Here is a 25,762-nt window from a genome sequence, read left to right on the forward strand (position 1 = left end):
TCACGACCTCATTTCTTTCGTTAAAGGCATCGTTATTTCAACTGCTGCACCATCTTCGTTATAAAAAGCCATGCTCGCCTTGTCCCCGTATAACAGTCGCAATCTGCGTCTAACATTCCAAATGCCAATATGCTCGCCATCTTCATTCATTAAATTAATTTCCTGCTGCAGCTTCTGCAAAACCTCCTCAGAGAAGCCGCGGCCTGTATCATGAATTTGAATTCGCAGCCTCTCTTCTAGCATCGATTCGCATCTTCCAATCGTTATCGCAATATGAGTCGGCTCATCTGTGTTAATTGCATGTTTTATCGTATTCTCCGCAAAGCTTTGGATAATTAACGGAGGAATATAACATTCCCTCAGCTCGCCATCAACAGCGATGTCGTACGTAAAGCTTCCGGGAAAACGAAAGGTCTGGATTTTTAAATAGTTTTCACTATGATTTAGCTCATCCTGCAGAAGCACGTAATCCGTCTGGCTGCGGAACATAAACCGGAAATAGCGGATCAAGGAGAGGGACAGCTCCTGTATTAATTCGTACTTCTTCTCTTGCGCCAAGTAATAGACGATGTTGAGGCTATTCAAAAAGAAGTGAGGGTTAATCTGCAGCTGCAGCTGTTTCAGCTCTGCTTTCTGATTAATCAATTGTTCCTCATATACGTCAATTTTCAATTGTTGAATATCGCAGACCATGCTGTTGAACGTTTCATTCATCATTTCGAATTCATTGGAGGTCGGTTTATTTGGTATTCTTGCCTCCATATAGCCTTCTTTGATTTTGCGCATGGCGACAATAATTCGATTGATCGGCAGCAGGACCACTTTACGCAGAAAATACAAAGCAATCACTAGAATGAGAATCGAGCCTGTCGCAATCAGCACAATGATTCTTTGCAGATAAGGAAGCTTCTCCAAAATATTTTGCTCGGGTACGACAGCTACTAATCCAAACTCACCTTTGCCTGACTTTTCGCCCATGACGAGGTAATTGTTGTCTGCGCCGGAAAGCTGATACGTCTTAGAGATATAGGATAAATCAATTTTATTTTTTTCGAAAAAGTCCTCGTCCTGAAGCGGCCTATTGCTCTCATCAACAAGCAGTGACCTGCCTTCCGATCCGAGGTCTAGAAAGTCCAACGGGTCCATAACTCCGTCCACATTTACCCCTGCCCCAATGTACAGGCTGCCAGCCTTAATCATATGAAGCAAATAATTTTGTTCTTTCAAATTCAGCACAGACCATTTATCGTACTGATAGCTTTTCATCGCTTGTTCATCGTTCAGAAGCGCAACAATTCCTTCCTTGATGAAATCATTGTTGGTATAAGCAGAGCCCGTCAGCTTAGGCGCGAACAACAAATCCTGATTCAAGGGTGAATAAATAAAAAAATAGTCCAATGCTTTATAATAAGTCGCATTGTCTCTTAACTCTGTAAATAGCCAAATTCGCTGCAAATTGTATAAATCTACATCTGCTTCTGGGAGACTATCGAGAATATTCAAACCGGATTCTTCCGCAGTAAATTTGAGCATGTAGCTATCTATATCCTCAAGCGTCGTGTCAATCAAACCCATGTATAGATTAAGCATATTGCTGTTGGACTGCGCTACTTGATTACGAACGACATCAATCGAATACAAATTGTTATAAATGAGAAAGGAAACCATCGGAATCATAATAAGCATAAGCCCTGTTACCAGCTTAAATCGAAGCGAATTAAAGAGAGAACGATTAAGTAATTTCAAGTTCTGCTAAGCCCCCATTTGCCTCTTAAATAAAAAATAGAGCTATATACAACTATTAGCCGGGGATTAATCCCCGGCCGCACGTTATCAAACTATTTTTTCTTGCCGTAGTGTTTCGTCCTATCATCCACGATAATCCCGCTCCAGTTTAAGCCATATGCAAAATCATAGGCGTTCCCCTCGGAATCAACATGTACTTCCATATCATGTGCAACATCTTCCAGCTGCTCCTCAACGGTCTTCATATTCGCAGGCATCTGCATCGGCAGCAGCCCTGAAGGCTCTGCTTCACCGGTAATAATATCTAGAATCGCTTGGTCCTGTACACCAAATGCAGCAATGATTGCATCGGCCTCTGCTTCAAATTCTGCAACGATAGAAGGCTTCGATAATTGCAGCGACACAATGACAGGTTTGCCTTTCATAACCTCTTTCGTTCTCAGTACAGCCTCCAAGTCCGAAGCATTTGCGGTCGTTACCGTTTTCCCCTTATAGGAGCGGTTTAACACATCTCTTTCATCGCCGGCTATACTAATTTCCCTAGCATGCTCTGCAGTATAAGGGGCGTATTGCAAGCTTATCGGAACATAACCGTTTCCACCTGCTTCAGCATCTGCCTTGCTGTATCCGCTGCCGGAATCTGCCCCTGTAATGAACACCATTGCAAAATCAGCTGTCTCCGGGTCATCCGTTACGTTGAAATATTTCTGTATAAAATCCATATTGACGGGATATCCGTCAAATGCAGCAGTCGGGAATCCGATCCAATTGGTACCTGCTGGTCTGAAGCGTTTAGGAATATAGACCGTCTTCAGTTCTTGTATCGGGAGAACATTTCCTTTGTTTTTAAGCAAAACGAGTGATTTGAGCTGCGCTTCGTAGCCTGCAGTCATAAATTCAGCATTGCCGACAATGCGAGTGGTTTGTTCGGGTTCACAATACGGGTTCTCGAATAAGCCGACGCGGAACATGTTCTTCAAGAGCCTTACCGCTGACTGCTCAAACCTTGCTCGCATATAGGCTTCACCATGCTCTGCCACACCGATATGATAAGCTTCAATGACAGGACCTGCGTCATTATTTCCACCGAATTGATCTACTCCGGCCATAAGTGCTTTGTAATGACGCTCCGAAGCGGTATAACCTTCCTCAACCCCCCATGCACGTCCTCCTGGAAACAATCGTGTAATATCAGTGCCTTCATCGTCCGTAATTCCCCAGTCCGTGCACACGACACCATCGTAGCCATATTTATCACGAAGCAGGTTTCCGATAATATGAGCGTTGTAAGCATTGCCGACATTCTCGCCATTCACCTGATCTTGATTATAGGAAATCGTATAATAAGGCATAATGGCCGATGCTTTCTCCGTCCCTCCTGAGAGCTTGAATGCGCCGTCCAAGAACGGGATCAGATGCTCCTCGAAGTTGTTGCCTGGATATACTGCAAATTTGCCGTATCCAAAATGAGCATCTCTGCCGCCTTCGCCCGAACCGCCGCCTGGCCAATGCTTGACCATCGCATTTACGCTTCCTGAACCCCAGCCGTCTGATGGAGTCTCTTCTTCAAACGAGGTCTGAAACCCGTCGACGTAGGCTTTTGCCAAATCGGCTGACAGTCTTGAATCCTCTCCGAACGTGCCGTCGAAGCGTGACCATCTTGGATCGGTCGCGATATCGATTTGGGGAGAAAGAGCGGTTGCAATGCCAAGCGCCCTGTATTCCTGAGCAGCGATCTTCCCAAACTGATGAACAAGCTCAGGATCAAAAGCTGCTGCAAGCCCCAGCGTTTCGGGCCACATGGAAATTGCGCCTCCCGCCCCTGCATTATATTCCTTGCTCGCATCGGATCCATGGCGCGGATCGCTGCTGTTGTTCGCCGGGATGCCCAAACCTGTACTTTCGGCCAAGGCTTGTACTTTATTGTTCCAATGAGCAGCAATCTCCGGACTTTCAACAAAAGTAAGGAGCACATGCCGCAGATGGTCTTGGGTTAAAAACTTTATTTGTTCATCGGATAAATCATGCGGCATCGCACCGCTCTCCGAATAGGGCTTGCCATTATAAGAGGCGGTGAAAAAGCCATGCGAAGCTGGAACCGCCTGATGCGCGCTGTACAACATCAAACCGGCAATTTGCTCGATGGACATTTTTGAGGCTAAATCCTTTGCTCGCTCTTCTGCCGGCAAGCGCCAGTCCTCGTATTTATCCAGCTTCCCATCCTTATTGAGGTCTTTAAATGCAAAACCATCTTCCACTATAATATTTACGCCTGAATTAGCTGAATACCCGAGTGTTGGGCCACCTTCGTTTTTTACATATGTAATCGTTTCCAATTTTGTTTCAGTCCAATGATCACTCATGTCATTACTGCCTCCTAGGACGATTATCATATTCAGACATTAACGTATTCCCTCTCACTAGCGGAAAAACCTTCCCACTGATGGAAAGGCTCCCTTTTATATTGTTACTCCGTTAAATGAATTGAAACTTTATTCAAATTCTACAACTTTGCCCGTTTCAGCTGACTTATAGATCGCCTCTAAAATTTGCGTGACCACATAAGCTTGCTCTGGTTTTACGAGAGGTTCGGTATCATTAATAATACTATCCAGCCATTGTCTTGCCTCTTTCACGCCATCATCCTCAGCCCCTGGACCGAAGTAAGCAATGCCCCCGCTAAAAGAAGGTTTCGTCTCCACAAGCTGTCCGTGCTTGGCGCTATTAAAGATGACATCGCTTTTCCCAAACGTTGAGCTAGCTTTCATTTCTGCTCCGCCTTCTGTCCCGCAAAGCGTAGTCATCGCCTCTTTAGCATCGGTTGTATTTAATATCCATGACGCCTCCAAGAAAATCGTAGCGCCGTTTTCCATTTTAATAAATCCGAAAGCCGAGTCTTCTACATCATATCTTTCCGGGTCCCATGCACCCATCATATTGCCTTCGAACTTATCCGCCATTTTATGATAGACAGAACCACTCACCGATTTCGGCTTATAGTTATCCATGAACCATAATGCCAAGTCCAGCGCATGCGTGCCTAAATCGATTAACGGTCCGCCGCCCTGCTGCTCTTTATCCAGAAAGACACCCCATGTCGGCACTCCGCGTCTGCGCACGGCATGAGCTTTAGTCATATAAATGTCTCCTAAATCACCTTCGCGGCATGCCTTATGCAAAATTTGAGAGTCATTTCTAAATCTATTCTGATAACCAATCGTCAGTTTCTTGCCTGTCCGCTTAGCCGCATCTACCATTTTTTTAGCTTCAATTGAGTTGATCGCCATTGGCTTCTCACACATAACATGTTTGCCCGCTTCTAGTGCATCAACTGTTATATAAGAATGCTGCAGGTTCGGTGTTAATACATGAACAACATCGATTGATTCGTCTTCGAGCAGCTTTTTGTAATCGGCATAAACTTTAGCGCCCTCGCTTCCAAAATCCTGAGCTGCCTTTTGCGCTTTCTCTTCAATAACATCACAGAAGGCAACCATTTCACCCATATGTGAAAGCTTGGCTAACGATGGCATATGCTTCTGGTTCGCGATACCGCCGCAGCCGATAATACCGATCTTAAGTTTTCCTTTGTTCATTGAACATTCTCCTCCTTGTGGGCTATACATATTGTTGAAGCACAGTCAGATCCTTGCGAATGCTGCCAAACTTGTCTTCCGACTCGCCCTCGTTCTCCACAAGCGCATAACGGACATGCCCCATTGCTCGGATTTGCTCATACACAGCTGCAAAATCAAACCTGCCTGTGCCAAGGTCAACGAAGTCTCCAGGGCCAATATGCTTCTGATAGATTTGAAATGGTTCAAGCCCTTCTTCGCTGCCTTGCTGCATAGCTTCCATAATATTGAGCTGGCCGGATAGATTATTGCTTATATCCTTCTGGTGGACAATATCACAACGATCGCCAAGCTTCTCTAACACATGAATCGGATCTATGCCTGCGCGTACGACCCATGCCATATCGATTTCAAATTTCACATAGGATGGATCTGTATTTTCCAAAATCAAGTCGAACAGCGTTTGATCACCGACCGCTTTAAACTCATGCGCGTGATTATGCAGATAAAACTGGAACCCGCCATCCTTCATTTTTTTGCCGATACTGTTCATTTGCTCCGCAGCTTTCAGCGTATCCTCACGATCTTTGATCCACACGGATGGGAGCACGATTCGTTGGCAACCGATACCCGCGTAATACTTCATAAGCGAATCCCAGTCATGCGAAATCAATTCTTGCCCTGGCATCGTGCCTTCATGAACCGCTACTGCATTTAGACCAAGCTCACGAAACTTATCTCGAACCGCTTCCATAGGAATTTCATCGATATATCGTGTAAAGGACTTCATATTGAATCCAATAAGTTCAATATTTACATACCCTGCGGCAGCAACCTTCTCCAGCGTTCCAAAGTAATCCTCACCAAGCTCCCTGTATACGGAAAAAATATTAATGCCAGCTTCAATAGTCATTCGGCGAAATACCCCCATCTCGATTGGTTGATTGTGTTCTTATTTATTATGATAGAATACCGGAGACTTTCTTTCTTTCACGTATCCGTCATTCTATTATTGAATTTCCGCACTGTGGCTGTCGGAACGAAAGTTTTGCCGCTAACTAGTTGGATAAAAAAAAGGGCTGTCTCAAAAGTAGAATGACCTCCACTTGAAACAGGCCCTGCTTTTTTTGGATAGAGCTTAGGCAAAACGATGTCCTTCCCTTATCATACTTTTAGCTTGCGAACCGAATAACCCTTATTTCGAACATTCATCGTGGTTTATAATTGTAACGAACTCTAGAATCGTTATTTAGAGAAAAGTTGCTCATAACCCCTTATAAAGCATGCTATAACGTTAATAAGGTTCGTTAAAATAAAAGAAAGGACGTTTTCTGCGTAATAAGCATAATACAGTTCGTTAGTGAAATGATCTTGGAATGTTATGCGCTGGGCGAGCCTATTTATAGCCAACCACATTTCTTTCTCTATTAATAAAAAAAGAAAGCCTCAATGAAACAGGCTTTCTCCACTCGCTGAATCTATGCTGTTTACTGAACTTCCTCTACAAACCGATTCGTCAGCGAACCCAGCTTTTCGATTTCGATCGTAACCGTATCGCCAGCCTTCAGCCATACCCGCTTCTCTTCCGGGTAGCCGAGTACAACACCCTCAGGCGTTCCAGTAAGAATAATATCGCCTGGCGACAATGTCATATGCTGTGAGACATAACTCACGATTTCATCACAGCTAAAAACCATATCCGAAGTATTGGACTGCTGACGCACTTCGCCGTTAACCGTGCAGCCAATAGACAGATTGTTAGGGTCTGCAATTTCATCTGCAGTGACCAAATAAGGGCCGAGCGGGCTGAACTTGTCCAATGATTTGCCAAGCAGCCACTGCTGCGTGCGCATTTGCAGATCCCTTGCGGACAAGTCGTTGACGCAGCAATAACCGAATACATGCTCCAGCGCCTGCCCCTTCTCAACATACTTTGTTTTCTTGCCAATGACGATAACCAGTTCAGCTTCATAATCAACCTGACTTGTCACCTTTGTTGGAAGCGGAATATCTTCTCCATGAGCAGCTACGGTGTTATCGAATTTGTTGAACAAAATCGGATACGCAGGAATTGGAGCGTTGGTCTCATGCGCGTGTTTGCGGTAGTTCAGTCCGATGCAAATAATTTTGCCCGGCTCGGTTACACATGGGCCGAATGTAATATCCTCTTCGCGGTATAGGGCAGCAGAATATTGTTCTAAAGCTGCGGACACTTCCTCCACAAACTGGCTTAACGCACCAAGCGTATCCGAACCACCTTCAATCACTTCCATAACTGCTGTCGGTACATTCGGCTTATTGTTGATTTTCAGCGCCTCAACGATATCCAAGACGCCACTCGCTAATTTAACTCCTAAATGAGAGCCATTTTCTTTTTGAATGACAAGCAATTTCATAGTTATCTTCCTCTCTTTTGTGGATGATTCATACTGCCGCGTCAAGCATTTTTGCCAAACACGACGCCTCCATCAATGTAAAGCGGTGAGCCCATCATAAAGCTCGACTCATCGGATGCAAGAAACAGTGCCGCCTTCGCTACATCTTCCGGACGGCCTAATTCATTGCTGAGCTGCCGTGATTTTAGCGATGCGATGGCAGCCTCTGGGTCCTCGTAAGAGGTGCGTAAATAGTTTTCAACAAACGGCGTCATAATCGTACCCGGCAAAAGTGCATTCACACGAATATTGTACTTAGCATAATCGACCTGCATCGATTTGGTAAGTGCCAGTACCGCTCCTTTGGTAGCTGCATAAGATGCGCGGTTTGCAAGACCCATCTCTGCAATACAGGAAGACATGTTAATAATCGTGCCGCTCGCTCGTTCCATCATATGAGGCAGGACATACTTGGAAGGCAAATAAACCCCGCGAATATTGACCCGGATCACGCGATCCCAATCATCCGGCTCCACCTCATGAAGCGCCCCTACACCGCTAATGCCGGCATTATTGAACAGGACGTCAATTCGGTCGTGTGCGGCAAGCGTTTCGCTTACCATGGATTGAACGGAATCTGGATCAGTAACATCCGCATAAACAAACGAAGCCCGCCCCCCTAGGGAGTTGATCTCTTCTACCGTTTCCTTTCCTTTATCTGCGTTCAGATCGTTAACAACAACAAACGCGCCTTCCTTGGCGAATAGCAGCGCCGAGCTCCTGCCAATGCCTGAACCTGAACCGGTAATGAGGACAATCTTATCCGCTAATCTCATATACTAAGCTCCCTTCTATATTCGAATTCACGCCCCAAAACTAACCGCGCGACCTCACAAAATGTTCCTATAGGCTAGGTCCGATACGGTTAATGCTGAATTCTTGATGGCCCAGTGTTTCTGCCTTCGTCCATTTTCCATCCGCTACATCTATGATTTCTTGCCATATTTTCTCTCCTGCCGACTCCAAGCTCAGCATGCCGCCCAGCATATCGCTGACGTCGACGTCCATATTATCTTCCATCCGCTCAAACATCCGTTTGTTCCCTGTAATTTTGATGACTGGCACGACTGCTGCCCCCGTTGGCGTTCCTCTTCCCGTCGTAAAACAAACGATATGAACGCCCCCCGCTGCCATACCCGATACACATTCGATATCATTGCCCGGCGAGTCCATGAAGTAGAGTCCACCCTCCGGTATTTGTTCTGCGTATTCGATAACTCCTTTAATGGGTGCTTTCCCGCATTTGCTAATGCAGCCTAGTGATTTCTCTTCAATCGTAGAAAGGCCGCCTTCAATATTGCCGGGACTCGGATTGCCGCCCCGCATGTCAGCGCCCATCCGCTCTACCTCTTTCTCAAAACGGCCGACAATATGATACAGCATATCCGCTGTTTCCGGCGTGGCACAGCGCTGTGCCAGCACATGCTCGGCGCCGATAATTTCGGTCGTCTCGCCGATAACGATTGTTCCGCCTGCTGCGATTAAAGAATCCGCGGCTTCACCAAGTGCCGGATTCGACGACAAGCCGGAAGTGGCATCGGAGCCGCCGCATTTCACGGCTACCTTGAGTTTTGACAGCGGAACAGGTACTTTCGGCTGAAGCTCTAGCTCCGCCATCATTTTTTTGGCTAGCTCCGTTCCATGCTGGATCGCTTTCACCGAGCCGCCAACCGACTGGATATCAAATACTTCCACCAGTTTGCCGGTTTTACGAATATCCTCTGCAAGCGCGTAAGGATCCACTACCTCACACCCTAGACTGATGATGATCACTCCGCCTACATTTGGATTTTTCCCAGTTCCCGACAGCACCTCGAAAGTACGTTCCTTGTCCGCTCCGATCTGGCTGCAGCCATGCTGATGAGGAATGGCCACAGTACCCGGTACTAGCTGCATGATTCGGTTGCAAACCTGATTGGAACAGATGACTGTTGGAATGATGAGCAGATGATTGCGGATGCCAATATCTCCGTTCGCTCTTTCGTACCCCATAAATGTACTCATGCTTCCACCTTCCCGGCTATGTCGCCTCTGCCGCGTATTCCTTCAATATTGTGGACATGAACATGCTGCCCCGCCAAAATGGCCATGCTCGCTCGCCCGATGGTTTCGCCGTATTTCCGCACTTCCTGTCCTTCGCTAAGCGCCTTAATCGCCAGCTTATGTCCGAATGGAATAGCATCAAGTGCTTTTATTTCATGAATTTCCTCACCATCTCTGTAGCGAATGGTTTCTTCAGCTTCAACATCACGCAGCGCCATCACAACATGATCTCGGTCATCCATAATTAAAGCATCGACGCCATCTGTCATTTGTTGTTTCATTCAGCCACTCCTCCATCTTTTGTTCGTTCATGACTAATCGGTTTACTATCCATTTTGTAATCGTTATCCTTCATAATAATCGAGCATTTAAGATATGAAAATTGCGAGAAAACGCTTAAACATACCCTATTTTGACTATTATTCGGATAGCCATTACACTAGTACCGAACAGCATATTTTTATATCTTTCTCATCAAGGAGGCACCGCCAAAATGAAGCCGATTCGCAAGCAATTTGATGCTGCTGCTTCTTTTCCATTCGAATTCAGCTATCGTGCGGTAAAGGATTCGCATAATGAGCTGCCCAACCACCTGCATGATTGGCATGAAATCGTCTATGTCCATTCGGGAAAAGGCGTGTTTTTTATTGATGGCTCCTTCTATGCCATAGAACCCGGTGATTTATTTCTGCTCCCTGGCAACACCGTCCATCGTGCATTGCCGGATGAAGAAGCGCCGTTGACGGTGAGCGCCATTTATTTTCACGGTCGTATTGTTCAATGGGACTCCTTAGGCGATACCTTTTCTTTTGTTCAATGCTTTGAGGAGGCTAACAAGCGGAAAAGCCAGAAGCTCAGTCTGGATACATCCGACCAGCACTTGATAGAAACAATGCTGGTTCATATTAATGATGAGTTGACGATGGATAAACCAGGGCGCCGCCATGCTGCCGTCCTTCATCTGCTCCAGCTGCTGCTTCTGCTGAATCGCCAAATACCCGCTCCAACAGCCGAACGGAAACATACGGGTGCGCCGGAGTGGATGAGGCTAACGCTTCGTACAATCGACGAACATCCTTTTGGCGACGTCAGCTTATCCACGCTAACCGCCAAAGCGGCAGTGAATCCATCACATTTTACACGTGTCTTTAAGCTCCTTACTGGTATGACGCTAACTGAATATGTCACGGCAAAACGGATCAGTCACGCCAAGGAGCTCCTTCTATCCTCGGATGCGCCAATTCATGCGATAGCGAGCGAATGCGGGTTTGAGAGCCTGCCGCATTTCCATCGCACATTCAAAAAACTAACAGGAACGACGCCAGCCGGCTACAAACGCAGCAGCCTAGCGTCAGACTTTAAATAGGCGCAGCAGGGACTTCATGTTAAGCAGGTTAGCGGATGTATTGATAAATCATCGTACTGTTATCTAAATACAGCTTCAGCTCCTATTTGGTACGATGGGTTCAATTGTTGATAACGAATAGGAGGAAATAAAACATGACAAGTCCATCTAAATTCGGTAGTTTAACGAAAGAACAAATTGATTTTTATAATGAGCAGGGGTATCTTGTGCTTCCAAATCTGCTGTTGGAACAGGACTTAGCGCCCGCCAAAGAAGCGATGAATAAGAAAGTATCCATGATTGCAGATGAGTTAATGCATGCAGGACTTATTAGCGATAAACTGGAGCATCGGCCCTTCAAATATAGGCTCGCGGAGTTGTTTGCGGATTTGACCTCAGAGGAATTTCTGAACTACGGTAGAAGCTGGCGTGATAGACTGCCTGGCTACTTTGATTTAATGAGCAATCCAAAAATATTGGACGCTGTAGAATCTTTAATCGGGGGAGAGCTTTTTTCCAATCCGGTCTACAACACAAGACCCAAAATTCCGAAGGTTGCTGCTGGAGCAGTGCCTTGGCATCAAGATAAATCATATTGGCCCGATGCCAATTCTAATCCTGTCATCACCGTTTGGATTCCTCTTGTCGATGCGAACGAAGTTAATGGCTGCTTGCATATCAAGCCTAAGACTCATCGCACGAAGCTATTGGAATGGCATAGCGAAAGCCATACAGGTACAGGCTACACGGCGTTGCATGAAAGCCAGCTGGGAAAAACAAAAACTGTCGTCTTGCCCGTTCCAGCTGGAAGCGCGATTCTATTTAATGACCGTTGTCTGCATATGTCCACACCGAATGAATCAGACGAGGTACGCTGGAGCGTAGATTTGCGATATCAACCAACGGATCAAGATCCTATGCCATCCCATGGCGCAGGTTTTCTAGCAAGAAGCTATCTTCACCCAGAAAGAGTAGCCACTCTGGAAGATTGGCTTGCAGAAAAGCCCGAACACAACACATAAAATATAAGGGAAAAAGCCGCACTACTTAGCATTTGTTCAGCCAGAAGAGCGAGATATGCTCTTCTGGCTGTTTATTTTATAAGCTGCAGAACGTCAGGAATGGCGAAAGCTTAGCCTTATTTTAAAGCTGAATAACTTGACCTGCACTAATTTTAATAGGTTTATCGTCCACGCTTATCCAGACGTCGAGCGCAGAAGGGTTATGAACAATGCTTCTATCTACTGAGAATCTAAGTCTCTCGAGCGCTTGCATATAGGCTATAATCTCTGCATTCGTTGCATGCCAGATAGTATCGTTATCCTTTAGCAGCTCCCCCGCTTGATCAATAATTTCCCAGTTATCGTCATTGTCAAACTCATAGCTATGGCCCCAAACATAAAGCAAAGACATTCTTTTAAATCTTTCCTGATAGTCTCTGAAAATTTCAACCTGTTCTAGCAATTGTTTATGATGACATGTTGGATGCCAACGAAGCGGATCAGCTGGCATATCGAATCTGCCATGGCTGTTCACCGTTCTAGCATACTCAATTCCAAGCGCTGGAAGCATAGCAACGACTTTATCATTATAAGTGCCAAAAGGATAACTCATTCCACGTACCGGATATTGTACAAGACTCTCCAGCGTCCGCCGATCCTCCAAAATTTCATGTGCTACTTGATCTGGTGGAGATATTTCTAGAAAAGGGTGACTAACCGTATGTGCTGATACTTCATGGCCCTGAAAGAGCGTTCTAACCTCTTCCGCTGTAATATATCCCTCGCGCCCAAGAAAACCAGAGTTAAGATGAAAGGTACCTTTGAAGCCGTACTGATTTAATTTCGCTACGAGCAGCCGGTCTTGAGTGCGCCCATCATCATAGCTGAAGGTCATCGCCTTCGTTCGTCCTTCTGGAAATAACGTGTACTGAACTTTCATCACATTTCGTCCTCTCTTATTCTTTTTGCTCAGCTGGACTATACACACTGCTAAAAGAAAAACCCATCAGTTCGATGGGTCAAGCTTCGTGGATAATTACAGCATACTAGGCTTCAACTGCAAAGTAAGCGCTATATCCTCATTATTCCAGCTTGCACTAATAGTTGCAAGCTCTTTTGTACGTTCGATTTGCGGCTTAAAGCTATCAACTTCTTCTCCTATACAAAGAGAGAAAAGAAATGCAGCCTCATTCATTTTTTGAAAATCAATGACCTTCTTTTCACCGGTATGAAGCACAAGGTCGATGCCGAGCAACTCACCCTCCCTAGTTACTTCCCAGCTCCAGTCTCTTACAGCCTCGCCTGCACTCTGATTATCAAAGGCTGCAAACCAGCTGCGCAGCGATACCACAGTCTCCCCTATTCGCAGGCTAACACTGCCTTTCTCCACTACGGTGCTGACCTGATCCAAAGCGCCGCCAATTTCCAGACGGAATCGCAAATCTGAAGCTTCGATTGAGCCATGAATCATATCCAAATTCGGGTGGGTATCTCCGCCATTGACGACAAAATTCACTCCAAACAGCAGATGGTTCTCCCGCTGCTCCCCATGAAAAATAGCCGAGCAATAATCATAACCATCGTGCAGCGCACGCAGATGCAAGTAAGTCGCCTCGCCGCCATTATCAACATAGGCGAGCAAAGTCCTTGTCTGGTTCCACATAATCTCTTTGTTGAAGCTGCCAAGTGAATAGGCCTGTGTCATATAAGTAGTTGCCCACTTCTCTTTACCGTTCCCATTGATCCCGAAGCATTCCTTTATCGTCCGCTGACCGCGCTCAAGGAAATCTTCTACATATTGCTCTGGACATACAGCGCCGCACTTATACCAATCTTCATAATAAGGAAGTTCATCCTCCGTATAGAAAGCCAGCTTTCCTCCGGTTGCTAGTTGTAGAAAAGCTTTGCTTTGAGGTGTAAGCAGCGTTTTGTAACAACGGCTGTGCGGACCGGACCACTGCCTTGTACCGGCATGAAAATGATCCGCTACACTTTTCCATGCGATGTTTAGCAAGTCGTTTCCAAGCTTCTTTGCATGAGTATTGCTCGTTTCCGTTACAATAGCAGACAGCTCCAAAATAGCAACATAAGTGTACGTCGGACTATTATATTCTTGAAACGCCTGCCGAGGCATTGTATAGTTATGCAGCTTTTCCAGTCGTTCCAATCCGTATTTCGCATAATCCTGCCGCTCGAACCATTCACCAGCGATGAGCGTAACGAACGCGCCCATAATCGCAATGTTAGTGTAATGCGGTCCAACATTCCGAATGATAATCGCATCACAGGCATTACAGATAGCTTGTTGCACCGACTGCCGCAGCTTCTCTGGCAGCCTTGCGTCGTGCCTTGAAATGACCAGCACAAGCAGCTTGCCGCAAAAGTCAGCCCAGTTCCAATCAGGAGGGGACATTTGATCAAGCGGCTCCTCATAAAACCAAGACCAGATACCGAACGTATTGCGGCTCCGATCTGTATCCTGCAAGGAGACCATTTGCTCAATGATATCGAAAGCACGCTGCTCATACTGTTCTTTTCCTGTATCCAGCAGACCAAGCGCATAGCTGAGAGAACTCCGTGTTGAATGGATAAAATCAGCCTGTTTAATGGTCGTATGATAGCCGGGACTACTGAAGGGTGACCTAAGTAAACGGTTTTCTGAATTGTACTGGGAGTCTAGGGAATCAATCAGCTCAATCAACTTGTTTCTGTTATCGAATGAATTATTGGAATTGTCCACTATGTTCATTTCATCCCTCACCTGTAATCAAGTTATCTTCGTTTGCTTGCTCAGAAGTCAGCAAAAGCTTAAATTCTGTCAACAGCTGTAAAGTTAAGCCTTGCCCATAAAGTGTCGGATAGATCGGAATCTGATTATAAGCGTCCACGGATGGCATAATAGGTGTTCCGCCCGAGACACCTGCAACTTCACCATTAGAATTAATTAACGACAACACTTCAGATAGCGTTCGCTCAGCCGGCTCCAGAAATGAGGCGTCAAGCATACCTGTGTTGACCCCTCTGAGAAAACCGCATGCAATTCCAGCACTTGCCGAGGTTTCTTTATACGTATCCGTGCGATCCAGCACCGTATGCCACAGCCCGTCTGCAGCCTGACAAGAGCGTAGTGCAGCGGCAAGAGTGGAATATCGTTTATTAAGCTCTGTTGGTATGGCTGCTAACCCGCTGATTTCACTCACAATCTCGGGTATGCTCATAACGATCCATGCATTGGCGCGAGCCCAACGAACCGCTGATAAATGGTTGCCTGCCTCACAGTTCCAGCCGTGAAATAACAATCCCGAATTTGAATCCTGCAGCAGTTGCAAGTGAAGCATGGTCTGCTCCAGTGCCTCTTTAGCCAACTGCTTATCACCCGTCGTTTTCGCCAGCCTAGCTAGAAATAAGACAGCCATAAATACCGTATCTGCCCAAACCTGTTCACGAAATTCTACCGCCTCCGTAACGGTGTGCTCGAAAGCCCGCTCGCGTGTGCGAGGCGCTTCATTCAGCATCCACTGTGCAATTTCCTGCGACTTGGCGAGCAGCCACTGCTCTTCAGTACGGCGATATAAGGAAGGAAATACGGCAAAAGGCGCCATTGCATTAATTACTTTCAGAGCATCGGCCTTATGCTTATTCTGCTCTACCCATTTTTCTACGTACTGGATCGCTTCTTCTTGCCCTGATTTCTCACCATAATCCAAAATTGAGATGATACCGACACCAGGAACCCAGTCCCACTGATTCATATCCATGCCCCAATTTCCCTGATGATCATCGGTCATATAACTGTAGATTTTGCTCATCGCCTCTGCAATTTGCCCTGTCATATCAGTTCTCCTCAGTTAATTGATCAATGTCAATGATGCCAATCCATAAGTGCTGATCCTCATCTGCAAAAGTAAACGACACCTTTTTACTATCGGGACTGAACATGGGGTGAGGATGTCCGGGATGATCTCTCCAAAGAGGCAGCTCGCACAGCAGCTTGGAGGTTCTTTTCTCCAAATTGATGAGGACGATTTTGCTTACCTTCATTCCCTCTTCAAACGTATCCGCAACGGCAAAACGCCCATCTGGACTCGGCGCTACATGCCAGTACCTGTAGTCGCCATTGATAAGTTCATAATCTTTGCCCGTTTTTTCAACCCGATATACTCCTGTTGGTTTTAGCGGGCTTTGCGGATACTTGACGAAATACAGATACTCCCCATCTGCTGCCCACATCTCGTGCCCCACATACTCCACATGCTCACCTGTATCCAGCCGCTGCTGGCGAAAAATATTTCGTATCTCACGCGTTGTTGTATCAGCAACGTAGATACGATCTGCAATATGGTCTGTCCTGCCCTCATGGGCAAAAAAAACAAGCTGATCATAACGAGGATTAATCATCGAATGATTCGCAATAGGGTAGGGCTCTTTAAACCCCGGTGCAGCAACAATAGAGACCTCACCTGTGAGGACCTCAACAATCCCGACTACCCATTCCTCGCTGCGTTTCCAGTAAGTTCCTATTTTCTTCCCGTCATTTGTGATGGAGAGCGGACCATACACCTCAGTCCCAACTTCCATTTTGCATACGTTGCGAGACAGCTTCGTATGCAAATTAAACTCATAAATCGCAGATCCGACATAATAATAGAAATAATCATTTGACGATACAACACCGCATCCCCAGCTGAGGTTTTCAATCAGTGTTTCAACCGCACCCGTCTCTATATCAAAAAGAACATAACGCCCTTTAAAGCTCTCATCTATATCTGTACAGACCATAATATTGCGGCTGTCTGCCATCCAGGTTTGTGCTGTAAAATAGTTTTGGCCGGTATCCGTACCAGGGTTCCCAACAGCCTGAATAGTGATATTCGTTAAAGGATCCTTCAACTTGCGAATGATCATGCTGCACCTTTCCTCTCCTCTATATTTCAAACCTCTCCATCTTGTTCTCTCCGCGCCCGCTCTCTGAATTCCGTAGGCGTTAGCCCTGTTATTTTCTTGAATAATCTCACAAAGCTATTCACATTTGTATAACCTACGCCCTCCGCAATATCGCGTATTTTCTCTTCCGTATCCTTCAGCAGCTGCTTGGCCTTGTTCATGCGCGTCTCCATCAAATAATCGATAAAATTGCATTCCTGCTGTTCTTTAAACAGCTTGCTGAGATGAGATACGCTCAAATGAAATTCGCTCGCGAGCAAATTAAGCGACAGGTCGCTGCGCATATAATGTTTTTGAATATAGAGCATCACATTGTCAATGACATCATTTCGTTCCCTGCTGCTTCGCTTTTCCTTAATTCGTTCGATGAAGCTCGAGAGGGATTGTATCGTAAAGGCCTCAAGATGGTGCAGCTGCTCATACTGGTTCAACATTTCAACCATGTACTGCTCCGGCAAAATTCCCTCGGGGTCAACGCCAATTTCAACAGTGGCTGTCGCGGCCTTCATCAGGCATTGTACAATCAGCTGCATAATCATTTCCGGCGGCACAACATGCTCGGTGAACGATTCGAACCATCTGTGTACTTGCAGCTTCATCTTGTCTGTATCTGACACCTTAACCGAAGCGACAATCCCATCTGTCATGGCAAATAATCGGTAAAATTGCGGGGATTGCTCACTGAACACATCCTCTTTCGTAATAATCGAATTGCTCCCCATTACGAGCTTATAGCTCAGCGCCTCAAGCGATTGCTTATAGGAGCGATGAATTTCGTTGACCGTTTCAACAATATCTCCGATGCCAATCGTAATCGTGCGGTTAAAATATTCCTGAACAAAATCCTTCATTAAATCAGCTACTGCGACCGCCCGCATCATATGGCGCTGCGGATCATCGTGATCGCCGAAGCTCATAATGACAGCGCATTTGCCAATGCTCAGTTCCACTGCAATGCCGCGGCTCTCCGCATTCATCAGCTCCTCTGCTACATTGCAGAGCGCATAGGCATAAAGCTGCAAATCCCGCGGCGAAGCAAATTCATGCTTGTTGTCAAATTCAATGCTCATGACGACATAATGCTCTAGATACAAACTAATGCCAAGCATATCCATATAAGGCTGCAGCACTGCAATATTTTTGCGTTTCTCAGAAAGCAATTCAGTGAGCAGCTGCCATTTGATAAGTGGCTTGCTCTCAATCACCTGCTTATGCAGCTCTTCCCGATCTTGCAAAATATGCTGTACCGTCGATTCGAAATATTGAAATTCATCAGTGTATTTCCGTGTTGTTCCTTCCTTCGGATGGATCGTCAAATGCCGAGTCATCGCCTGAATAAATCGGTTAACTGGCTTGAAAATCCAGCGACCTACCATCGCTGCCGATGCCGTCGCCACCACAAACAATACAATGGCAAGAATAAGCAGGCCATTGCGAATGGCATAAAGCGGCTTTAGAAACTGTGCTTCTGGCACTACCCGAACAATATTCCATCCCGTATAGTCTGACTTCACATAAAAAACGGAGGATGCTGTCCGTTCAACCTGCTCAGAAAAATGGCCGCTCGTTTCCGAGGCATTCAATATTTGGTTAATATACGGAAATTCACTAATGTCCTTGCCCAGCTTGCTTTGGTCTGCATGCAGCACCACGACGCCTTCACTATCCATAATGAAGGTCTGTCCTTTATCCATCGCAGCCGTATTGCGAATCAAGCCATACAGCAGATCCTCCTTAATATTTACGGCGATCGCACCTTCCCGCGTACCTGACGAATGAATAAGCGGATAAGAGCGTACCAGCGTTACAACATTGCGGTATACCGGATATTGCGAGTGATTAAGCTGTACCTTGCGAGTCGACATCCAATTGAAGTATCCATCATACTGCTGAAATTCTGGAATCCATGAGAAATCCAGCTTATAATCCTGTTCAGTCAATACATTTCCTGAAACAAGCCGCTGCGTGCCATAGGAATAAAGATCGATGGAAAAGAGATAATCAATACTATTAATCGCATTCGTAATTAGAGTGGATACGCGAAAAGCATTGTTCTTACTCTCCAAATCGCTCAGCTCATCATTGAAGAACCGTCCCACCTCAGACGTCTTCAGCAGCTGAATTGCCGATTTATCAATATGTTTAAGCGACAGCTCCAGCTTCTGATCCAGTTGTCCTAGCAGTTCCATGTTCGTACTGGTCAACTGCCGCTCCAGCTGTCGGTTGAATACGGAGTATGTCAAAAATGCAGAAGAAAAAACGAGGAAGAACAGCAGCATCGATAGTACTGCAACCGCTTTTACAAGCCGCCGATTTTGTACGAGCTTCATATCTGTTCCTCCTTCATTTTTGTCTTATCGCGCAAATGCTTCGAATTTAAAAGAATCTAGAAGCTGGCTTTATTTTCTTCATACCACTTCTGGGCAATCTCTTCTGCTTTTTCACCGCCAAGGCGTTTCCATTCCTTGCGAATCTGGTCCAGTGCCCATTGACCTGTATATTTGTCTCCTTGGGTTACGGCATTAGCACGTGTTTCCCTAATGAAGGTATCCAGTGTTGAACGGATTTCATTAATTTCATCAAAGCTTGGCTGATATGGAATATCGCGGCGGAACTCATTTTTCAACGCAATATCGAGCGATTCCATATCAAGCTTAGCAACGCGTTGTGACAAATCATCGCTGGCCGCTTGAACAAGCAAATTCTCGGCTTTAAAACCGCTCTCGTCACGCAATACAGCGTATTCCCCTGCATAAATCACTTCTTTTGTAAATTTATCCGGATCAAGACGTTTCGCAACGTCACCTACCATTTCATGATGGACGCCTTCCTCTCCATTCACGAGTGTGAACCAGCCCTTCTCCAAAATCCAATCCAAATACTCCATAGCGGCCTTCGGATTTTTCATATCCTTATTGAAAGTGACATAAAATAGCGGCGAAGCCTCCTGATACGTACCATATTTGCCATGCGGAGTAGCAACCGCTTCCAATGGCTCAGGCTTGGCGTCCGGCACATTAATGAGTAGATCCTTCGTTATAATATCGGTATTACCGAGTCCCCATTGCCCCATATAGATTCCAGCTTTACCTGTTGTCCACAACTGAGTTGCACGCTGATTGTTGCTATCCGTTAAATATTCACGATCAACAAGTCCCAAATCATACAACTGCTTTTCCAGTTCAATCGCTTCACCAAAACGGTCAAGGGTTGCACCATATACCATTTTCCCATCTTCCACATACCATTGATTGTTCATTGCCGCATATAGAGCAGAGTAAATATCGAATGTCGTATGACCGACTATTGGCGTGCTGTCTGGGTAGCGTTCTTTCATCGCTTTGGCTACAGCAACAAGCTCTTCCACTGTCGTCGGCCTCTCAAGCTTCAATTCGTCGAGCCAATCCTGTCTTATCCACATGCCATGGTTTACAATGCCGGTAATCGCACGTTTCGTCACTGCCGCATAAACTTCTCCATTGAAAGTAATATAGGGCAGCAAATCCGGATTTTCTTCCAAATATTTTTTGTAGGTCGTGCTGTATTTCTCAATATAATCACCGATCGGTTGAATAACTCCTTGGGTGACCAGCTTGCCAATATATGTCCGGTCATATTCCCACAGCAGGTCCGGCGCTTGTTTCGATGCAATTAATACGTTAAGCGCATCCTGTGCTTGGTTGCGCGGTACAGGTACGATCGTTACATCAATACCCGATTGCTCGCGAATCCATTTTACCCAGCGATTTTCTTCATAGGTACCCTCATCGCTTGACACTGCTCCTCGATCAAACGTGGAAATGCTGACCTTCTTAGGCATCCCATCATAGGGATCTTTTTCGCCTGTAGAGGACTCGTTGGCAGGTTTGTCAGTGGCCTTGTTCGTTGTATTCGTAGAACTGCTGTTTTCCCCACTGTTGGAACATGCCGTTGCCAAGAGTGCCATAATCATAATCAGCATAAGCAGCATTTTTCCTTTTTGTATTCTCTTCTGTTTCATGCTTGACCTCCTACAAAATAATTTTTTTTATATCAAAATGTGCATTCTTGGCACCCTTGATATTCAGCTCATGCCGTGCATTATCCTTTAATCGAACCAAGCAGCACGCCTTTAATAAAATGCTTTTGCAAAAATGGATACACACACAGAATCGGCACGATAGCAAACACGACTGCTGCAGCCCGAATGCCTTCCGGCGTAATCGAGATTTGCGACACACCTTCACCGCTTCCACGCAGCAGTTCTGGACTTACCAAATCGATCATCTGGTACAGCTTCACCATCAATGACACTTTATCCGTACTTCGAATGTAGATTAAGACATTCATATAGGAATTCCACCAGCCCACGGCATAGAACAATGTTAATGCAGCGATGACTGGTTTGGAGAGAGGCAATATGATTCGCCATAAAATAGTGAAATCACCGGCACCGTCAATCGCAGCGGATTCTTCCATCTCGTCAGGCAGCCCTTCCAGAAACGACTTCATTACGAACATATTGTAAGCGCTTATAAGTGCTGGCAGCCAAAGTGCCCAATACGTATTGGTAAGTCCAATGCTATTGATAAGCAGAAAATTAGGAATCAACCCGCCGCTGAACAGCATCGTAAATAAAATAGCCATCAGCATGACATTTCTGCCTTTTAATCTTGCTTTAGAGAGCGGATAGGCAGCAATGATCGTAAAAATCATATTCAACGCGGTGCCGATGACCGTAATGATGATGGTGTTCTTCATCGCTACAATTAATTGGCCGTCTTTCAGCAGCTTTAGATAGGCTTCCACATTGAAATCAACCGGCCACATAAAAATTTCTGCCGCATTGATTGCCCTGCTGCTGCTGAATGAAACAGCAATGACGTTAATAAACGGAAACAACGCCATGTAAGCAAGCAGCGCCAGCAAGATGTAGTTAAGCCAGCGAAATATGACCGAAAAAACGCTTTGTTTTCCAAGCTTCAGGTTGCATCACTCCTTTCATCCCTTACCACAATCCTCGTTCTCCCAGCGCCTTAATGATTCGGTTCACCGACACAATAAGAATGAGCGCAATCAGTGATTGGAATAAGCCTAATGCGGTTGTGTAACTGTACTGCAGGTTGACAATCCCCCTTGTGTACACGAAGGTACTGATTACCTCCGCCACACTCGTTACCGCCGGATTCCGCAGTGCATAGACCTGCTCGAAACCAACGTCCATCATTTTGCCTACTTGCAAAATAAGAAGAATCGCAATCGTACTGCGAATGCCTGGCAATGTCACATGCCAGATCTGTCTTATTTTATTGGCGCCGTCAATTTTGGCCGCTTCATACAACGTTGGATCAATTGAGGCCATCGCAGCTAAATAAAGAATCGTCCCAAATCCGGCTTCTTTCCAAATGCCCGACACAATAAACGTCACCGGCCACCATAGCTTATCTGCCATAAAATAAATTGGCTCTATTCCAAACGCCTGCAATAAATAATTCACTATGCCTGTAGATGGCGATAACAGTGCAATAATGATGCTTCCGAGGACGATCCACGAAATAAAATGAGGAATGTAGAGCAAGTTTTGCAATGTTCGTTTGTACCACTCCACCCGAACTTCATTGAGCATGATTGCGAGCAGAATCGGAGCAGGAAACGCAAAAAGCAAGCTGTACAGGTTAAGCAGCAGCGTATTTTTTAATACGATATAAAACTCGCGACTGGCAAACAACTTTTCAAACTGCTGGAACCCTACCCAAGAGCTTCCCCAAATCCCATCGGATAATCGGTAATTTTTGAAAGCAATGATTTCTCCAGCCATCGGTGCGTATTTAAATAGCAATAAATAGATGGCTACTGGCACTAGAAGCATATAAAGAAATCGATTGCGTTTTAATTCCTTCCGCATGGACCTTATCCATCTCGAGCCTGCTCCTGCTTTCGGCATTTTAGGCATGGGAGCTAAATCCGCTGACTGCGAATGTTGCTTCAAAGTAATCCCCCTTTCTTTTGGCATGTTATCATTCTGTTCAGCAACGCCTTGCCAACTTAACGTAACATGTACAGCCGAATGCGGAAATCTCCACTTTTTGTGCTGCTATTCCTTCACTCTGAAAGCGCACCTTCCATTTTTGTGATGCTATCCCTTTTTCATTATCTATCGGCTGAAAACCCTTTATTTACTTGAGATCTGGGATTTCAGAATACAAAGTCTTAGGTACAAATTATTTCAAACCTAGAAAAAAGAAAAGAACTTCTTACACCCGCTCCCAGCGGAGCGGGTAAGAAGTTCCGATCTATACAACATGGTTTTTGCTACTTTCCTTCATCACCTGCGATAACATGAACATTAGTGAATACTGCCTTATTATCACTTGTACTAGCTGGATTGCTGAGTGCCAAGCCTATATAGGCATCTTCATTCATAATCGTTTCAAAACTGCTGACTACCGTCCAGTCCATTCCATTATCTGAAATTGAACCGGTAAATACATTGCCGCTGCGATTCAGCTTAAGCCACAATGGCGGACTCCCATCCATCGTTTGATCGACGGTGCCTCCCCCTTCATTTTCCCGATATTGAAAGGTAGCTCCATTAACTGGGGTAACCATCATGTCTACATGCTTGGCGTCCACGTCCAGCGTCTCACGAATCATCAAGCCTGCTTTGGCCCACTCACTCATTTCTTCCATTACAGTCACTTGCGCTATAATCTCCCCATCCTCGTGCAATGGCTTATAAATATAATTCAATAGATCATTATTTCCCCAAATATCGGTTGAACTTCCTGTTAACGTGAATGTCTCGTCCGCTGCATTATAGGATGCATCGCCAGACTTCAACCCGATATTTCTAGCTTTCCAGGGCTGTGGAAGATCAGCATCATAATCATGCTCCACAGGCGGCTCCCAGCCTGCAGTTGGCCAAGCTCTTCTCGCATCGATTGCCTTAAGCACATTCCAATCCCAAGCGCCATAATTAAAGTAAGAGAGATGTGTAATTGCAGGAAAGTTCTCTCGAATTCCGCCATACACCGCTTGATATTCGTCATCCGTCCAATTGTCATCGAGCGTCGGCACGATCGCTACTCCAGAACCGACAAGAAACGATGTATCGGATAAAATCCCGTTCTTATCATAGACCCATTCCTCATCGAATCCCCAATCATCGAAATAAGCCATCGGAGCGACAAAATTCACTGCATCCTTGAACTTCGAAGCATTTTGGCCAACCTCTACGAATTCCGGAGGCAAAATGAAAACGCCCAGCTCCATGCCCGCTTTAATCTCATCGATATCCTCACGAACATCCTGCACATAGCCGCCGATTTGATCCGTTCTCCATTCATTCCATTCATTCCTGCGAGTAGAATCTTCATCAAAGTTAATCTCAAGCGGCGAATATCCGTATATGCTCTCGTATAGGTTAACCGTGTAGCTGCTTACATCCATATTGTAATTATCGAATCTTAACCAATCGAGAACAACGCCATCTACATCATAATTGCTTACGACCTCTTCAATAATCGAGCGCTGATAGGCTTGAACATCGGGATGGATCGGGTTGACGAAATACTCGCTGCCATTCGAGCCTGTATAAGGAACTACAATACCGTCAACTAAAGCGTGCATCTGCCAGCTTGGATCCTTATGAAAGGCTGCCTGATCATGGAACTGAGGAATCCATGCACGAACCTCGATTCCCTTCTGATGCGCCTGCGTGATCACTTGCGAAAGAGCATCGAAGCTCTCATAGCCATCGGCTATGGGGGCGATCGCACTGTTGTAGAATACATGGCCTGAAGGCACTTCATCGTCTTCGTCCTGCTTGACACTCATATTAATAATATCCACATTGTACTTAACGGCTTGCTCAACAAAGTCCGCTACATCACTTGCACTACGAAACTGGTTAACCGTTCGTACCGTAATCTCGGTTTTGAACGGCGTGTTCTCTTCTTCAACGGGCGAGGTACCTCCCCCGTTGCCGTTTCCTCCATTATTGCCGCCGTTATTACCGTTCCCACCAACATTCCCGTTTTCCGGTTTGATGGGAAGCTGGCTTAATTTAACTTGCAGCGAGCGGTCCAGGATAACCACCAACTCCGCACGTGTCAATGGATTCAAAGGCTTAAATATGTTTGCAGAATTATAGCCGCGCATTATTCCGTGAATGACCACATTACTAATAGCTTCCTTGGCCCATTCGGCAAATTGTTCACTATCCGAAAACTCCATCATCGCTGCATTTTTGTCCACTTGCAATTGAAGCAACCGATTTATGACGACAGCCGCTTGCTGCCTTGTAATGAACTCTCGCGGCGCGAATTGCTTTGCACTCTTGCCGCTGATATAACCCGCTGCGACAGCCCTTGCAACATCTTGATAAAACCAACTATGCTTAGGCACATCTTGGAAGGTCAGCTCCGATTCATTCGTGAATTGAAAGGATCGATTAACAAGCGCTACAAATTCGGCTCTCGTTAAAAGCTGATCCGGCTGAATTGAACCATCCCCGTAGCCTTTCAGCCAACCCTTATCCATCCATTCTGATAATTCCTTATTAGCCCAATGATCGACAATATCCCGTTCCGATTTTGCCTCCGCTGCAAAGCTAAATGAAGTGAATAACATACTAAAAATGAGCATTAATGCAGCGATCCTATATGATTTTAAATGACTCATGCTCCGGCCCCC

19 protein-coding genes are annotated in these 25,762 nt (G+C 45.6%); 2 read left to right on the forward strand and 17 right to left on the reverse strand.

The window, feature by feature from the left end; genetic code table 11:
• The 8 genes from AC0VYE_RS28250 to AC0VYE_RS28285 form a co-directional block, all read right to left on the reverse strand.
• Entirely contained in the window at window positions 1–1,746 is a 1,746-nt protein-coding gene (locus AC0VYE_RS28250) for a sensor histidine kinase (RefSeq protein ID WP_475443931.1), read from the reverse strand.
• A gap of 92 nt (window positions 1,747–1,838) precedes the next feature.
• The gene (locus AC0VYE_RS28255) at window positions 1,839–4,109 is read right to left on the reverse strand and encodes a glycoside hydrolase family 3 protein (RefSeq protein ID WP_475443933.1); all 2,271 of its coding nucleotides are present in this window, start codon (window positions 4,107–4,109) and stop codon (window positions 1,839–1,841) included.
• A 129-nt stretch (window positions 4,110–4,238) separates the two neighbouring features.
• Window positions 4,239–5,342: a Gfo/Idh/MocA family protein gene (locus AC0VYE_RS28260; protein WP_475443935.1), complete on the reverse strand. Its 1,104-nt coding sequence runs from the start codon at window positions 5,340–5,342 to the stop codon at window positions 4,239–4,241.
• Window positions 5,343–5,364: 22 nt separating this feature from the next.
• Window positions 5,365–6,234, reverse strand: coding sequence for a sugar phosphate isomerase/epimerase family protein (locus AC0VYE_RS28265; protein WP_475443937.1), 870 nt, complete (start codon window positions 6,232–6,234; stop codon window positions 5,365–5,367).
• A 574-nt stretch (window positions 6,235–6,808) separates the two neighbouring features.
• Entirely contained in the window at window positions 6,809–7,717 is a 909-nt protein-coding gene (locus AC0VYE_RS28270) for a fumarylacetoacetate hydrolase family protein (RefSeq protein WP_076267082.1), read from the reverse strand.
• Between the two features lie 41 nt (window positions 7,718–7,758).
• Entirely contained in the window at window positions 7,759–8,532 is a 774-nt protein-coding gene (locus tag AC0VYE_RS28275; RefSeq protein WP_076267083.1) for an SDR family NAD(P)-dependent oxidoreductase, read from the reverse strand.
• A gap of 67 nt (window positions 8,533–8,599) precedes the next feature.
• A complete protein-coding gene (locus AC0VYE_RS28280; RefSeq protein ID WP_076267084.1) occupies window positions 8,600–9,760 on the reverse strand; it encodes a UxaA family hydrolase in 1,161 nt (386 codons plus the stop codon).
• Window positions 9,757–10,080: a UxaA family hydrolase gene (locus AC0VYE_RS28285; protein ID WP_076267085.1), complete on the reverse strand. Its 324-nt coding sequence runs from the start codon at window positions 10,078–10,080 to the stop codon at window positions 9,757–9,759. Before AC0VYE_RS28285 ends, AC0VYE_RS28280 begins: the two co-directional genes overlap by 4 nt.
• Window positions 10,081–10,292: 212 nt before the next feature.
• Here AC0VYE_RS28285 and AC0VYE_RS28290 point away from each other — a divergent pair, with 212 nt between their 5' ends.
• Together AC0VYE_RS28290 and AC0VYE_RS28295 are read left to right on the forward strand one after the other, a co-directional pair.
• Window positions 10,293–11,165 (forward strand): AraC family transcriptional regulator, encoded by an 873-nt coding sequence (locus AC0VYE_RS28290; protein ID WP_076267086.1) that lies wholly within the window; start codon window positions 10,293–10,295, stop codon window positions 11,163–11,165.
• A 134-nt stretch (window positions 11,166–11,299) separates the two neighbouring features.
• Entirely contained in the window at window positions 11,300–12,166 is an 867-nt protein-coding gene (locus AC0VYE_RS28295) for a phytanoyl-CoA dioxygenase family protein (RefSeq protein ID WP_475443942.1), read from the forward strand.
• A gap of 121 nt (window positions 12,167–12,287) precedes the next feature.
• On the opposite strand, the gene AC0VYE_RS28300 is transcribed toward AC0VYE_RS28295, so the two are convergent.
• The 9 genes from AC0VYE_RS28300 to AC0VYE_RS28340 form a co-directional block, all read right to left on the reverse strand.
• Window positions 12,288–13,085 (reverse strand): polysaccharide deacetylase family protein, encoded by a 798-nt coding sequence (locus AC0VYE_RS28300; protein WP_475449754.1) that lies wholly within the window; start codon window positions 13,083–13,085, stop codon window positions 12,288–12,290.
• A 96-nt stretch (window positions 13,086–13,181) separates the two neighbouring features.
• Window positions 13,182–14,894, reverse strand: a complete 1,713-nt coding sequence (locus AC0VYE_RS28305; protein ID WP_475443944.1) for a hypothetical protein — start codon at window positions 14,892–14,894, stop codon at window positions 13,182–13,184.
• Between the two features lies 1 nt (window position 14,895).
• The gene (locus AC0VYE_RS28310) at window positions 14,896–15,978 is read right to left on the reverse strand and encodes a glycoside hydrolase family 88/105 protein (RefSeq protein WP_475443946.1); all 1,083 of its coding nucleotides are present in this window, start codon (window positions 15,976–15,978) and stop codon (window positions 14,896–14,898) included.
• A gap of 1 nt (window position 15,979) precedes the next feature.
• Window positions 15,980–17,050, reverse strand: coding sequence for a TolB family protein (locus AC0VYE_RS28315; protein WP_475443948.1), 1,071 nt, complete (start codon window positions 17,048–17,050; stop codon window positions 15,980–15,982).
• Window positions 17,051–17,076: 26 nt separating this feature from the next.
• Window positions 17,077–19,419: a helix-turn-helix domain-containing protein gene (locus AC0VYE_RS28320; RefSeq protein WP_076267092.1), complete on the reverse strand. Its 2,343-nt coding sequence runs from the start codon at window positions 19,417–19,419 to the stop codon at window positions 17,077–17,079.
• Between the two features lie 56 nt (window positions 19,420–19,475).
• On the reverse strand, window positions 19,476–21,089 hold the full coding sequence (locus AC0VYE_RS28325; RefSeq protein WP_475443951.1) for an extracellular solute-binding protein: 1,614 nt from the start codon (window positions 21,087–21,089) through the stop codon (window positions 19,476–19,478).
• Between the two features lie 80 nt (window positions 21,090–21,169).
• Window positions 21,170–21,976, reverse strand: a complete 807-nt coding sequence (locus tag AC0VYE_RS28330) for a carbohydrate ABC transporter permease (protein WP_083681751.1) — start codon at window positions 21,974–21,976, stop codon at window positions 21,170–21,172.
• Window positions 21,977–22,076: 100 nt separating this feature from the next.
• Window positions 22,077–23,057, reverse strand: a complete 981-nt coding sequence (locus tag AC0VYE_RS28335; protein WP_339204824.1) for an ABC transporter permease — start codon at window positions 23,055–23,057, stop codon at window positions 22,077–22,079.
• Between the two features lie 323 nt (window positions 23,058–23,380).
• Window positions 23,381–25,750, reverse strand: a complete 2,370-nt coding sequence (locus tag AC0VYE_RS28340; RefSeq protein ID WP_475443954.1) for an S-layer homology domain-containing protein — start codon at window positions 25,748–25,750, stop codon at window positions 23,381–23,383.
• Between the last annotated feature and the right edge of the window lie 12 nt (window positions 25,751–25,762).

The organism is Pristimantibacillus sp. Z349TD_6 (genome assembly GCF_056173205.1).